We start from the raw sequence: 14,006 nt of genomic DNA on the forward strand, positions 1-14,006 counted from the left end.
GTGACATGCGGGACAGCCACCGGACAGAGGCCGAGCGGCTGTTGGCCCGGGCCGTGGAGGAAGAGGTGCGCCGCTCGGGCGGACGCACCGACGGGAACGTCCTGCTGTCCCGGGCGCGGGGCGCGCTGGACGCCATGGCGCAGACCGCGGCCGAGGAGTACGAGACCTACACCCGGGCGTTGGACGAGACGCAGGCCGGCCGGCTCACCTTCGGCCAGCGCTACGCCCGTGACGGCGGCGGCACTCCGCTGCTGGTGGCGGGTGTCGCGGGGATCACCGCCGCGGTCGCCGACCTGGCGCTGGGCACCGGTATGGGTACGGCGGTGGGCGCGGGCGTGACCGCCGGGGTGGTCGGCGCCGTGGCGACCGTGGTGAAGGTGGCCGGAACCCATCTGCCCGCCGCGCACCACCAGGCCGGGGCGGCCGGACAGCCCGGCGGGCCCGAGCAGTTGCGGCTGGCCTGGCTGACCGCGCTGGAGGTACGCGGCATCCGGCCCTTCCTCGATCAGCAGCGGGTGCTGAGCGCGTCGACGGGGTCGACGGCCCCTCCGTTGCGCGGCACCGACAAGAGCGCGGCGGCGCGCAGACGTACCGTCCTGGAGCAGTCGCTCGGCCAACTCCCGGAACCGGTCGGGGTGTTCGCGGGGCGGCGGCAGGAGCTGGGGCGGATCAGGCAGTGGGTGCAGGCGGCGCGCGCGAGCACCGAGACCCGGCCGACGGTGGTGGTGCTGCACGGGGCGCCCGGCAGCGGCCGTACGGCGCTCGCGGTGCGGGCGGCCCATGATCTGAAGGACCAGTTCCGCGGCGCCTGCGTGGTGGACCTGCGCGGCGACAGCGGGGACGAGCCGCCGCTGTCCACCCGGGACGCTCTGCTGCACCTGCTGAACCGGCTCGGCGCCCCGCGCGAGCAACTGCTCTTCCGCGAGCGCACCGCCCCCGACCAGCAGGTCAAGCGGCTCGGCGAGCTGTACCACCAGCATCTGACCGGACTGCCGGTCACCGTCGTCCTGGACGACGCCTGCGACCCGGAGCAGATCCGCACCCTGCTGCCGGAGCGCTCGGACAGCCTGGTCCTGGTCACCTCGCGCGAACCCCTCGCCCTGCCCGACGACCACGTGGCCTGGGTGCACCAGCTTCCGGTGGAGCCGCTGGACGAGGCGGGCGCGGAGGAACTGCTGGGCGCGGTGGCCCAGGACTCCTCGGGCCCCTACGACGCCGAATCCTCCGACGGCATCCGCCAGTTGTGCGGCGGACTCCCCCTCGCCCTGCGCATCGCGGGCTCCTCCCTCGGCCCGCGCTCACCCCGGCGCCTCGCCACCGACCTCGGCGCATACGGCCCCGTCGAACCGGTCGAGCGGGTGCTGTGGCTGCGCTACACCGACCAGTCCGAGCCGGCCCGGCGCCTGCTGCGCCGCCTCGCGCTGGCCGGACGGGCCTCACTGGGCGCGGCGGCGGCAGCCGCACTACTGGCGACGGACGAGTCGGAGGCCGGCCGCCACCTGACCGCCCTCTCCGAGGCGGGCCTGATCGACCACGTCCGCGGCAGCCGCTACCGGCTGCACGAACTGGTCCGCGCCTTCGCGCTGGCCCGCCTCCTCGACGAGGAGGAACCGGCCGAGCGCACCGCGGCGCAGGAACGCCTGATCGTCAACTACGCCGACCTCGCCGACTCCGTCCTGCGCCTGGTCGACGGCAACATGTCCACCCGCTCCGACCGCTTCAGCCCGCACGGCTTCACCTCCCTCGACGACGCGCTGCGCTGGCTGGACGACGAGTCCAGCTTCATCACCTCGGCGCTGCGGCACGCGGAGGGCGTCAATCAGTCGGCGGTACTGGAACTGCTCGGCGCCCTGTGCGACTACTGCCTGCTGCGCGGCGACCTGTACCGCCTGGGTGAGATCAGCGAACTGGCCCAGGCGGTGGACCAGGGCCTGCTGATGCGCTCGGTGCAGTGGCGCACCGGTATCGCGGCACGCCAGCTCGGCGAACTGGACAAGGCGCGGACGACGCTGGCGTCGGTGGTCGACCTCTACATGGAGGCCCACCAGGACGCGGGAGCGGCCCGCGCCCTGTGCTCCCTCGGCATCACCCTGCACCACCAGGGCCAGCTGACGGAGGCGGCGAGAAAGCTCCGCGAGGCGCTGGATCTGCAAGCCCCACCGCAATTGGCCACGGACCGCGCCTGGACGATGCACGCGCTGGCGGCGGTCGAACGCGACCGGGCCCACCTCTCCGAGGCGCTCGATCTGCTCACCCGCTCCCTGGAACTGCACCGCGCGGGCGAGTCCGTGCACGGCGAGGCCTGGGCCCACTTCCAGCTCGGCCAACTCGGCCTGCGCATGGGCGACGTACCGCGCGCGGAACGCGAACTGCGCACGGCCCTCGACCTGTACGGCCGCACCCGCGACGCCCGCGGCGAGGCCTGGGCCCTGACCCAACTGGCCCGCGCCCGCCTGGTCGACGGCGACCCGTCCCCCGCGGTCGACGGCCTGCGCCAGGCGGCGTCGCGCCACCGCGAGAACGAGGACGCACGAGGCGAGGCGTGGACGTTGTACTACCTGGGCCAAGCCCTGGAGGAGACCGGCAACCTGGACCAGTCGGTCCGCGAACTGGAACGCTCCCGCACGATGTTCTCCCGCATGCGGGACGTGTACGGCCTGGCGTGTGCCCGCCACCACTCGGCACGGGCGACGCGGGACCTCCGGGCCGCCCAGACGGGTTCCCTGCGCAACTCGGGCTTCGCCCGCCAGCTCCTGGTCGACGCGCGGGCGGACTTCCAGCGTATCGGCGTAGCCCACGGCGAAGCCTGGACGTGCCTGGAGCTGGCTGTGGTGGACGCGGGCAACGCCCGCACCCAGCAGGCCCTCGCCCTGTGCGACGAGGCAACGACCCTGTTCACGTCCTACGGCGACCAACGGGGCGAGGACTGGTCCCGCTTCCTGCGCTGCACGCTGCTGCCGTATGCGGCACCGGGGGGTGTCGAGGTCGGTACGGCGGTGGCCCAGGAGGAGCTGGCGCAGTTGGCGCGGGGTGGCCATGGGGCACGGGACGAGAAGCTGGAGGAGTACGTCGGCGCGTACCGGCTTCTGCTGGAACGGGGCGTCAATCTGGAGGCGGGCTGGCAGGCTTGGCGGTTGGGGATGGTGCCCAGCAGGCATGCTCGGGAGGTGATGGGGGTGGCGGTTTCGGTGGTTGGGAGGTCTGGTGGGGTTTGATTTGCGGGGGCCTACTCCGCCGCCCCGCGAGGAGGACCGCTTCGTGGGGCGGGCGGACGATCTGCGCGCGCTGCTCTACGACCTGTCCATCGGCGGCGTCAGCGGGCGGGCGCCGTTCGTGGCTGTCCTGCACGGCCCGCCCGGCGTCGGCAAGTCGGCCCTGGCCGCGGTGATGGCACGGTGGCACGGCGATGAGCAGCGGCGACAGTCGGGCGAGGATCCGCTCCCGGTGCACTGGCTCGGCCTCGGCGGCACCGTGGACGTGCAGGGCACACTGCTCCGGCTGCTCGCGGAGTGCGGGGCGCCGCGCGAGCCCATCGTGCACGCGGCCACAGCGCCTGAGCGGGTGTTCCGCCGATTACTGCGGTACCAGTGCGCCAAGCACATCCGTGAACGGGTCGTGGTCCTGGACGACGTGAGCCCGTCGGCCGCCCGGCCGTTGCTGAAGGTGTTGCGGGGCTGCGTCGGACTGACGGTGATCGTCACCTCGGACCAGAAGCGCGGGTGGCGGGGGGTCGACCTGCTGCACAGGGTGTGGCCTCTCAGTGGACGGGAGGCCACCGAGCTCTTCTCGCGGTACCCCGAGACGCACTCTGTTGCAGCCCCCTCGGCCGCACTCGGGCTGCCGTCGCTGGTCCGCATCGCCGGAGCGCTGGCGCACGAAGTTCCGCGCGAAGAGCTTCTTGGGGCGACGCGACCGGACGCTCTCGTTCAGCTCGCTCTGCACCGCTGCACCCCCGAGGAGCGCCTCCTTCTGGAGACGCTTGCCTCAAGACCGTCCCGCGCCCCCTTCACGACCTTGACGATCTGGCCGCTGGACCGACGGAACGCCATGGCCGGTCTGGTACAGCGAGGGCTGGTGCAGCAACCACGCGAAGCGGAGGACGTGTTCCTGCTGCCGGCCCCCGTGCGGGAAGCGGTGCTGGGCCGTCCGCCGGCGCACGTGACACCGCCTGACGAGTTGGTCCTGGAACTGGCCGGAGCCGCCACTCGGCTCGTCGACGATTCGGCCAGTCTGCTGGACGGACGGCCCCGGCTGCTGTCCGACGACAAGCCCCTGGAAGCGCTCTCTCCGCATGAATTCGCAGCACACATCGACGAGTTCATGCGCCTGCTGGCCGACACCCGTCGGCTGCGGGCCAAGTACTTGGAAGACCTGTTCATCAACGCGCTGGCGACAGTCCTCGCCTTCCTCGGTGACGCCCACCGACTGGTGGCCCTGCACCGAGGGTCGAGGAAGAACTCGGCGGTGCGCCGTGCTCTGTGTGCAGTCGCGAGGGGCGTGGGCCTGCCGGACGTGGCCCAGTCGCTGATCGACGGCGACACCACGCCGCACGCCATCCGCGAGAGGGCGGCGAACCATCACGCGGCCGGACACCTGGACTCCGCGCTGGCGGCGCTGGGTACGGCACCCGAGGCGGAGGACATCCACGCGGCCTGGAACCTCCTGGTGCGCGGGGCCGTGCTGTGCGACCAGGGCAAGGTGGAGGAGGCCGCCCGTCACCTGCGGTTCTCCGCGGATCTGCACCGGGCGTTCGACTGTCGGCGCGGCCATGGTCAGGCGCTGCTTCAGCTGGCTCGGGTGAGCCTGCTGCGCGGGCTGAACGCGGAAGCCGATGAGCTGCTCGGGCAGGCTGAAGTACTGCTGAGCGCTCTCGGAGACGTCCGCGGGCAGAACTGGATCGAGACCGAACGGGTCCGGCTCCAGGCACAGCGCGGTGACACCGAGGAGGCGTGCCTCACCGCTGAGCGCACCATCGCGGCGCACAAGGCCGCGGGGGACGTCCGGGGCGTCGGCTGGACCGAGTTCTGGCTGGGGCACGCGCTGTGGGGGGACGGCCATCACAGCGACGCTGAGTATGAATGGCAGGAAGCTCGCGAGTGCTTCTCACAGTGCTGGGACGCGCTCGGCCATGCCTGGGCACGGCACCGGGTGGCGCTGGTGCCACCCGACAGGCTGCCTTGGCGGGAAGACCCCGTGGCCGAGTGGCTCAGCGTCCACCAGGAATTCGTCGAAACCGGCTGCACACACGGGCGGGCCTGGGCAACCCTGGAGATCGCGGCCCGCGTCCCCGGCCCGGCGATGTCATCGGCGTTCCTGTCCACCGCGCAGTCCGACTTCCGGACGTTGGACGACGTGGCCGGGCTCTCTTGGGTGAGCGCGGTCCGGATCGCACGCGATCACACGCCTCCGCCACCGGACGCACGGGCCCGCCTCACAGAGTCCCTGCCCGATCGGCCGTGGGCGACGCAACTGATCCAGGACATCGAGAGGTTCTGGGACACCCCTTTCAACGGACTCCTCAACGAGATCCCGCCCCACGCCCGCGACCTCGTCCTCACCACCTCGACCCCCGACGTCACAGAAGAAGACCTCAGCCCGCACGGCCCCCGCTGCCGAGTCCGCATCACCCTCCTCGACGAATCCCCCACCACCGGAACCACCGCCCGCCTCCTCCTCCGCGTCTCCCCGGAGCCGGGCCACACCTGGGCGGCCGACCCGGAAGCCGCCCCCTGGCTCACCGCCACCGCCCTCCCCCTGACCCGGGCCTCCCTCGAACCGCCGTCCGCGCACCTGCGACCCTCCCACCAGGCAGGCCACGGCGCCGAGTTCGACTTCACCCCCCACCGCACCGGAACCCACCGCATCCGGTTCACCATCGCCCTCGAACGCACCGGGACGGTCCTGCAACAAGTGGAAACAGAGCTCGACATCCTCGACAACGACCAGCCGGGCAGCCACGCGGCACCGCACTCCGTCATCCCGCGCGGGCGGTAGCCCGGCATGCCCACCGAACTCCATGTGCACGTCGTACAGGACCCGAGCCGCGGCTTCACCGCCCTCCCCGACCGGCTGACCCGCGGCCCGGACGTCACCGTATGCCTGGACAGCCTGGGCGAGGACAAGGTCAGGGCCCGGCTGTACGGCCCCGCCGTGCCCTCGATCTACGGCACCGAGCACCGTGTCGACCTGGCGGTACGCCCTGCCGACGTACGCGCGGCTGCGGCCCGGTTGTGTCGGCAGTGGAAGGAGCACTTCGTCGACCATCAGCCGGACGACGGGCCCGAGAACGCGTACGCAACCCTCGTGGACCTGCGGGAACGCCCCACTGCCGAGGTCTACGACATCGTCAACGAACTCGCCCTGGTCGGCTCGGAGTTGCTCTACGGCACTCTCCTGGGCAGCGCCGACGACCGCGTCATACGCTTCCGCGACTACCTCACCGAGACCCTCGGGCTCCGCGACGGACTGCGCGTCCGCTTCGACTCGGATCTGTATGTGCCGTGGCCGATGGTGTGCCTGGAGCAGAAGAGCGTGCCGGCGTTTCTTCCGCGCAGCGAGGGACTGGATCCGCTGTTCCAACGCTTCCTCGGATACCGCCACCAGATCGAGCAGACCGGCGGCGCGTACCCCTGGCTCGGCGGACTGCACGAGGCCCCCGACATCCCCGCCGTCAGCCTCAACCACGACACCCGCGTCGACCGCAGGGGCCGTACCCGCGCCGCCGACGTCGCCGCCGTACTCGCCAAGGGCACCCGATTCGTGGAGCGCACGACGCACGGCGAACTGGTCAGGGCCCTCGGCGAGGCCGAACTGTGCGAGCAGCTCATGTACTTCTGGTGCCACGGCCACTTCATCCCCAACGGCTCCCAGCCCGCCTCCCTCGCCCTGAAGCTGACCGACAACAAGACCATCGACGCGCAGACCGTGAAGGACCGGCGGCGCCGTTTCGGCAGCGAAAGCCCCTTCCAACCCTTCGTCGTGCTCAACGCCTGCCACGCCGGCGTCCCCGAAGGCGGCGGTGACCACAAGTTCCTGAGCGGCGCGCTGATCGACGCGGGCGCCCGGGGCGTACTGGGCCCGCAGATAGAGATGCCGCAGGTGTTCGCGGCCGAGTACGCGCTGGAGTTCCTGACCCGCTACCTGCACGGCACCGGGACCGCGGGCGACATCGCCCACGCCGTCGCCCGCCACTTCGCCGACGTACTGCACAACCCCCTCGGCTTCGCCTACGCCCTCCACCACGGCATGGACACCCGCCTGGAACGCGCCCCCGACCAGGAGGCCGCCGTATGAACGAGGTCGTCACGGTCCGCCTCGGGCCCGACGGACGGCTGCTGGAGGAGACCGCCGACGGCCTGCGCCCCGTACCCACCGACCGGCTCCCCGACCACTTCGCCGAGGAGCTGACTCCGCCGGAATGGGCCACCGATCTGCTGGTCTACGCACACGGCTGGCGCACCCCGCCCGAGGACGCCCGCGCCATGGTCGACGGTCTGCTGGCGCACGCGGCCGAGCAGTACCGGCGCGGGGCGTATCCCGGGCTGCCCGAGTGGCGGCCGTGGACGGTCCTGCTGTGCTGGCCCTCGGGGAAGCGGCGGGGCATCGGTGAGTACCGGAAGATGCGCGCTCGGGCGCATGCCCTGAGCACGGGCAGCGGCCACGCGGGCCGGGTCCTCGGCCAGCTGCTCGGGTACGTCGACGCCCGCCGCGGTGATCCGGCGGCGCCACCCGTACTCGCCACTCGTGACGGCCAGTACCTGCACCTGATCGGGCACTCCTTCGGGTGCCGTGTCCTGTGCGAGGCCGTGCAGTGGGCGGCCGAGGGGCCTGTCACGCTGGGCTGGAGCATGCCGCGGCCGCCGGACCGGCCGTTCACCGCGGACTCGATGCTGCTGTTCCAGATGGCCGCGCCGCGGGATGCCTTCGCGACCCTGTTCGGCGCGCTCGACGAGGCCCCGCTGCACGGACCGGTCGTGGCGACCTACGCGCAGGCCGACCTCGCCACCGGGTTCTGGCATGAGCTTGCCGAGAAGCGGGCGGGGGTCGGCCACGCGGGCATCGGCACCGCGCCCGCGCCGGTCTCCGCGATCCGGATGCGCGGCACGGGCGAGCCGTATCCGCACGAGGTGCTCGACCACCGGTTCGTCAGCGTCGACGCCTCGGAGGTGTACGTCCGGCGGCGCGGCTGGTCCGGCGCCCACTCCGACCACGTACGGCCGGAGTCGGCACATCTGCTGCTGTCGCTGGCGGAACACGCCCGCTGAGGTCAGCCCTTGTCGGCGTCGCCGGAGGCGTCACGCGGCGCGTCCGCCTTCGGGTCCGGGGCCTCCGTGAAGGCGACCTTGCCCATGTGCTTGTTCATCGACTTCATCAGGCCCCACACGGCCAGGGCCATCACCGCGAAGACGATGAAGCCGAGGACACCGGGGGTGACCTTGTCCTCGTCGACCTCCTTGGCGAGGGTGGCCAGGTGCGTCATTGCCAGGCTTGCGCTTGCGCTCATGTCAGGCATTGTCGCGGACGCCCGCGAAGAGGTCGTCCTCGGGGAGGGAGGTATCGACGAGGGACTTCGCCAGCTCGTACTCCTCCGTCGGCCAGACCGCCTTCTGGAGCTCCATCGGCACCCGGAACCAGCCGCCGTCGGGGTCGATCTGCGTGGCGTGGGCGATCAGGGCCTTGTCGCGGATCTCGAAGAAGTCGGCGCACGGGATGTGCGTGGTCAGCGTGCGCTCGGCGCGCTCGAACTCGTCCCAGCGCTCGAGCCACTCCCCGTACGGCGACTCCAGGCCGCGGTCGAGCATCGCCTGGTGCAGCGCCTCGGTGCGGGGGCGGTTGAAGCCCTGGTTGTAGTAGAGCTTCTGCGGCTGGTACGCGGTGCCGAACTCGCTCTCCGGGTACTTCTCGGTGTCCGCCGCGCCCTCGAAGGCCACCATCGAGATCTTGTGGGTCATGATGTGGTCGGGGTGCGGGTAGCCGCCGTTCTCGTCGTAGGTGGTGATCACCTGAGGACGGAAGGCGCGGATCTTCCGCACCAGCTCACCGGCCGCCTTGTCGACGTCCTCCAGGGCGAAACAGCCCTCGGGGAGCGGCGGCAGCGGGTCGCCCTCGGGCAGGCCGGAGTCGACGAAGCCGAGCCACTCCTGCTTGACGCCGAGGATCTCGCGGGCCTCGTCCATCTCCTTCTTGCGTACCTCGTGGATGTGCTCCTCGATGTACTTGTCGTGCTGGAGCTTGGGGTTGAGGATGGAGCCGCGCTCCCCGCCCGTGCAGGTCACGACCAGCACGTCCACCCCCTCGGACACGTACTTCGCCATGGTGGCCGCGCCCTTGCTCGACTCGTCGTCGGGGTGGGCGTGGACGGCCATCAGTCGCAGCTGGTCAGTCAAGACTCAATCCTCGTCGGTAGGCGCCCCGGTGTGCATGGGCGCATAAGGCGGCTTCTATAGTGACCGAATCGGGGGCCGAATAATTCCAGGGCCCGGCCCTGCCGAGAGGACGATCATGACCACGGCGAGCACAGGACTGCCCGAGGGCCGTTACGGGCGCTCCTCGGACGCGCGTGCCGACCGTCGGCTCAAGCTCGCCGCCGTGGTCCTCGGCACGCTGCTCGTGGCGGTCGTGGGCTACTTCGGCTATCACTACGTCGGCCAGAACAAGATCAGCGCCGAGGTCATCGAGTACGACTTCTCGGAGAAGGCGGTCAAGGTGCATCTGGAGGTCCGCAAGGACTCCGGCGCCTCCGGCTACTGCACGATCCGGTCCCAGTCGGAGGACGGCTCCGAGGTGGGCCGGGGGGACTTCCGCTTCGACGGGGACGCCACCCGGATCGACAAGGTCGTCACGCTGCGTACGAGGGCTGAGGGCACCACGGCCGAGCTGCTCGGCTGCCACGCGGACTGACCTCGGCCGGATCGCTCGCAATACGTAGACGCTGACCTGCGTTGACGTAATTCTGATGGCTTATGTCCTCCCCCTTCTGCCATTGAATTGTTAGGCTCGTGGTTTCGCCCATCCGAGAGGGAACATTCTTCTGGGTAGGGCGATGCTTTGTATTCCCAGTACCGACGAGGAGCACCTGTGACCCAGACCAGCGAGTCCGTCACCTGGCTGACCCAGGAGGCGTACAACAAGCTCAAGGACGAGCTTGCGCACCTTACTGGTCCTGCGCGCACGGAGATCGCCGCCAAGATCGCGGCCGCGCGCGAGGAGGGGGACCTGCGCGAGAACGGCGGGTACCACGCGGCCAAGGAGGAGCAGGGCAAGCAGGAGCTCCGTGTGCGCCAGCTGACCCAGCTTCTCGAGAACGCGCAGGTCGGCGAGGCGCCGACGTCCGCGGAGGGCGAGGTCGCGCCCGGCATGGTCGTGACGATCGCGTTCGACGGCGACGAGGACGACACCCTGTCCTTCCTGCTCGCCTCGCGTGAGTACGCGAGCGCCGACATCGAGACCTACTCCCCGCAGTCCCCGCTGGGCGCCGGCGTGATCGGCCACAAGGTCGGCGAGGACGCGGAGTACGAGCTGCCGAACGGCAAGAAGGCCTCGGTGCGGATCCTGAAGGCCGAGCCGTACAGCGGCTGACGCCGCCCCGCACGCCCTTGCCGAAGCCCTCGGCGTCCGCGCGGTCCGCGGGACGCCGGGGGCTTCGTCATGCCGACGAGCGCCGCGTCACGCCGAGGCCGAGCGGTACTTGCGGACCGCCAGGGTGCGGAACAGCGCGACGATCACGATCGAGTAGATCAGCGACGCCCATACCGGGTGCTGCATGGGCCAGGCGTCCGAGGTGGAGACCCCGGGGTTGCCGAAGAGCTCGCGGCAGGCCTGGACCGTGGCGCTGAACGGGTTCCAGTCGGCGACGTGCTGGAGCCAGGGGGTCATGCGGCTGGAGTCCACGAACGCGTTCGAGATGAACGTGACCGGGAACAGCCAGATCAGTCCGCCCGAGGTGGCCGCCTCGGGGGTCCGCACGGACAGGCCGATCAGGGCGCCGACCCAGGTGAAGGCGTAGCCGAGCAGGAGCAGCAGTCCGAAGGCGCCGAGCACCTCGCCGAAGCTGGTGTGGGTGCGCCAGCCGACCAGCAGGGCGACTGTCGCCAGCACGAACAGGGTCAGCGCCGTCTGCACCAGGTCGGCCAGGGTCCGCCCGGTGAGGACCGCGCCGCGGGCCATGGGCAGGGAGCGGAAGCGGTCGATGAGGCCCTTGTGCATGTCGTCGGCGATGCCCGCTCCGGCGCCCGCGGTGGCGAAGGTGACGGTCTGCGCGAAGATGCCGGCCATCAGGAACTCGCGGTAGACCTGGGAGTCGGTGGTGCCGCCGATGTTCATGGAGCCGCCGAAGACGTAGCTGAACAGCACCACGAACATGATGGGCTGGATCAGCCCGAAAATGATCATCTCGGGGATCCTGGACATGCGGATCAGGTTCCGCTTGGCCACGACCAGGGAGTCCCGGACGGACTGGACGAGTGGATGGGCCGGGGCCATGACCGGCACGGCGTCGGTGACGGCGCTCATTTGACTGTCTCCTTGTCGGTCTCGGCGTTCTTCTCCTCGGCGATGTGTCCGGTCAGGGAGAGGAAGACGTCGTCGAGGGTGGGGCGGCGCAGGCCGATGTCGTCGATCTCGATGCCTCGGGTGTCCAGCTCGCGGATGACCTCGGCGAGCAGCTTGGCCCCGCCGGTCACCGGGACGGTGAGCATGCGCATGTGATCCTCGACGGTGGTCTCGCCCTTGCCGAAGCCGCTGAGCACCTCCGCGGCCGTCGCCATGTGCTCGCGCTCGTGCACCACGACCTCCACGCGCTCGCCGCCGGTGCGGGCCTTGAGCTGGTCGGAGGTGCCCTGGGCGATGACATGGCCGTGGTCCACCACCGCGATGTCATGGGCGAGGTGATCGGCCTCCTCCAGATACTGCGTGGTCAGCAGCAGCGTCGTCCCGCCGGAGACGAGCTTCTTGATGACCTCCCACAGCAGTTGCCGGTTGCGCGGGTCGAGGCCGGTCGTCGGCTCGTCCATGAACATCACGGGCGGCGAGACCACCAGGGCGGCGGCGAGGTCGAGGCGGCGGCGCATACCGCCGGAGTAGGTCTTGGTGGGGCGGTCGGCGGCGTCCGCGAGGTCGAACTGCTCCAGCAGCTCCTGCGCGCGGGCCTTCGCGGCCTTCGCCCTCATCTGGTAGAGCCGGCCGACCATCTGGAGGTTCTCGCGGCCGGTGAGGTACTCGTCGACCGCCGCGAACTGGCCGGACAGACCGATGGAACGGCGCACGGCGTCGGGGTGCTTGAGCACGTCGACTCCGGCGACGACGGCCTTGCCGCTGTCGGGGCGCAGCAGGGTCGTCAGACAGCGGACGGTGGTGGTCTTGCCCGCGCCGTTCGGCCCGAGCAGGCCCAGGACGGTGCCCTCGGGCACATCGAGGTCGACACCGTCCAGTGCCCTTACGTCGCCGAAGGTCTTCACCAGACCTTCGGCATGGATGGCGCCTGGCATATGAGTCTCCACGTCGTCGGGGAATCGGAATCTTCGGTCGGCCTGGATGTGCACAGCCTGGATTCGTACACACACCATAACGCGATGTATCGCGTCTCACAATGCACTTGCTCGAACGAGTGAACGCGAGCCGCTGACCTCAGTCGATGACCGTGTAACCGGCCTCGCGCAACGCCTGGCCGACCTCGGCGCAGTGCGCCGGACCCTTCGTCTCCAGGTGCAGTTCGACCTCCGCCTCCGTGAGCCCGAGCCGGGGATCGGTCCGTACGTGGCTCACGTCGAGGACGTTGGCGTCGACCACGGTCAGCACCCCGAGAAGCGTGGCAAGGGCGCCCGGCCGGTCCGTCAGCCGCAGCCGTACGGCCAGGTAGCGGCCCTGCGCCGCCATGCCGTGCCGCAGCACCCGCTCCATCAGCACCGGGTCCACATTGCCGCCGGAGAGCACCGCGACGACCGGGCCCTCGAAGGCGCCGGGCTCGCTCAGCAGCGCCGCGACCGGGCTCGCCCCGGCCGGCTCCACGACCAGCTTGGCCCGTTCCAGACAGAGCAGCAAGGCTGTGGACAGCTCGTCCTCGGTGACCGTGCGGACCTCGTCCAGCAGCTCGCCGATGATCCGGAACGGCACATCGCCGGGCCGCCCGACCTTGATACCGTCCGCCATCGTCGCCGGGTTCTTCACCGACACCGGATGCCCGGCAGCCAGCGAGGGCGGATACGCGGCGGCGCCCGCCGCCTGCACTCCCACGATCCGCACATCGGGCCGCAGCGCCTTCACCGCGACCGCGATACCGGCCGCGAGACCGCCGCCGCCGATGCCGACGACGATCGTGCGCACCTCCGGGCACTGCTCCAGGATCTCCAGGCCGACCGTGCCCTGGCCCGCGATGACGTCGGGGTGGTCGAAGGGGTGGATGAACACCGCGCCGGTCTCGGCCGCGTACTCCTCGGCGGCGGCCAGTGTCTCGTCGACCACCTGGCCGTGCAGCCGCACCTCCGCGCCGTACTCCCGGGTCGCGCTGATCTTCGGCAGCGGGGCGCCCTTCGGCATGAACACGGTCGAGCGGACCCCGAGCAGCGCCGAAGCGAGCGCGACGCCCTGCGCGTGGTTGCCCGCGCTGGCCGCCACGACACCGGCGGCCCGCTCCTCCGGCAGCAGCCCGGCGATCCGGACATAGGCCCCGCGCAGCTTGAACGAACCGGTCCGCTGGAGGTTCTCGCACTTGAAGTGCACCGGCGCGCCCACGAGCTGGGACAGGTGCCTGCTGCCCTCCATCGCGGTCATCCGCGCCACACCCGTGAGCATCTTCTGCGCGCCGCGCACGTCGTCGAGCGTGACCGGCGGCAACAGGTCGGCCTTGCGGTAGTTCATGACTCAAGTCTCGCAGTTCACACTCGAACGCCGCCGGTGTGACCGACCACCGAGACGGGTTTTCACAGCGCAGGTACGGCCCGCCTTCCGGCCGCGTACCCTGTCCCCCAACCCAGCAGTCCTCATGAAGTGAGCCTCCGGCCATGCCCACA

At 70.8% G+C, this 14,006-nt stretch carries 11 protein-coding genes; 6 read left to right on the plus strand and 5 right to left on the minus strand.

Annotated features, from left to right (window positions below; genetic code table 11):
• Positions 1 to 5 precede the first annotated feature (5 nt).
• From BN159_RS16790 to BN159_RS16805, 4 genes are read left to right on the plus strand one after another with little or no spacing between them, the layout of a single operon-like run.
• Positions 6 to 3,215 carry a tetratricopeptide repeat protein gene (locus tag BN159_RS16790; RefSeq protein WP_015658190.1) on the plus strand — a complete coding sequence of 1,070 codons (3,210 nt, stop codon included), beginning with the start codon at positions 6 to 8 and terminating at the stop codon, positions 3,213 to 3,215.
• A gap of 43 nt (positions 3,216 to 3,258) precedes the next feature.
• Entirely contained in the window at positions 3,259 to 5,994 is a 2,736-nt protein-coding gene (locus BN159_RS16795; RefSeq protein ID WP_015658191.1) for a tetratricopeptide repeat protein, read from the plus strand.
• A gap of 6 nt (positions 5,995 to 6,000) precedes the next feature.
• The gene (locus BN159_RS16800; protein WP_015658192.1) at positions 6,001 to 7,293 is read left to right on the plus strand and encodes a CHAT domain-containing protein; all 1,293 of its coding nucleotides are present in this window, start codon (positions 6,001 to 6,003) and stop codon (positions 7,291 to 7,293) included.
• Positions 7,290 to 8,264 (plus strand): hypothetical protein, encoded by a 975-nt coding sequence (locus BN159_RS16805; RefSeq protein WP_015658193.1) that lies wholly within the window; start codon positions 7,290 to 7,292, stop codon positions 8,262 to 8,264. Before BN159_RS16800 ends, BN159_RS16805 begins: the two co-directional genes overlap by 4 nt.
• 2 nt (positions 8,265 to 8,266) lie before the next feature.
• On the opposite strand, the gene BN159_RS16810 is transcribed toward BN159_RS16805, so the two are convergent.
• Positions 8,267 to 8,512, minus strand: coding sequence for a hypothetical protein (locus BN159_RS16810; protein ID WP_078598820.1), 246 nt, complete (start codon positions 8,510 to 8,512; stop codon positions 8,267 to 8,269).
• Positions 8,505 to 9,386, minus strand: a complete 882-nt coding sequence (mca, locus tag BN159_RS16815; protein ID WP_015658195.1) for a mycothiol conjugate amidase Mca — start codon at positions 9,384 to 9,386, stop codon at positions 8,505 to 8,507. Before mca ends, BN159_RS16810 begins: the two co-directional genes overlap by 8 nt.
• Positions 9,387 to 9,501: 115 nt before the next feature.
• Here mca and BN159_RS16820 point away from each other — a divergent pair, with 115 nt between their 5' ends.
• Entirely contained in the window at positions 9,502 to 9,900 is a 399-nt protein-coding gene (locus tag BN159_RS16820; protein ID WP_015658196.1) for a DUF4307 domain-containing protein, read from the plus strand.
• 177 nt (positions 9,901 to 10,077) lie between these two features.
• Positions 10,078 to 10,578: a transcription elongation factor GreA gene (greA, locus tag BN159_RS16825; RefSeq protein ID WP_015658197.1), complete on the plus strand. Its 501-nt coding sequence runs from the start codon at positions 10,078 to 10,080 to the stop codon at positions 10,576 to 10,578.
• 87 nt (positions 10,579 to 10,665) lie between these two features.
• On the opposite strand, the gene BN159_RS16830 is transcribed toward greA, so the two are convergent.
• The 3 genes from BN159_RS16830 to ilvA form a co-directional block, all read right to left on the minus strand.
• Entirely contained in the window at positions 10,666 to 11,511 is an 846-nt protein-coding gene (locus tag BN159_RS16830) for an ABC transporter permease (protein WP_015658198.1), read from the minus strand.
• The gene (locus BN159_RS16835; protein WP_015658199.1) at positions 11,508 to 12,485 is read right to left on the minus strand and encodes a daunorubicin resistance protein DrrA family ABC transporter ATP-binding protein; all 978 of its coding nucleotides are present in this window, start codon (positions 12,483 to 12,485) and stop codon (positions 11,508 to 11,510) included. The genes BN159_RS16830 and BN159_RS16835 overlap by 4 nt, the downstream gene beginning before the upstream one ends.
• Positions 12,486 to 12,624: 139 nt before the next feature.
• Entirely contained in the window at positions 12,625 to 13,854 is a 1,230-nt protein-coding gene (ilvA, locus tag BN159_RS16840) for a threonine ammonia-lyase (RefSeq protein ID WP_015658200.1), read from the minus strand.
• Positions 13,855 to 14,006 lie beyond the last annotated feature (152 nt).

The organism is Streptomyces davaonensis JCM 4913 (genome assembly GCF_000349325.1).
GTDB lineage: Bacteria > Actinomycetota > Actinomycetes > Streptomycetales > Streptomycetaceae > Streptomyces > Streptomyces davaonensis.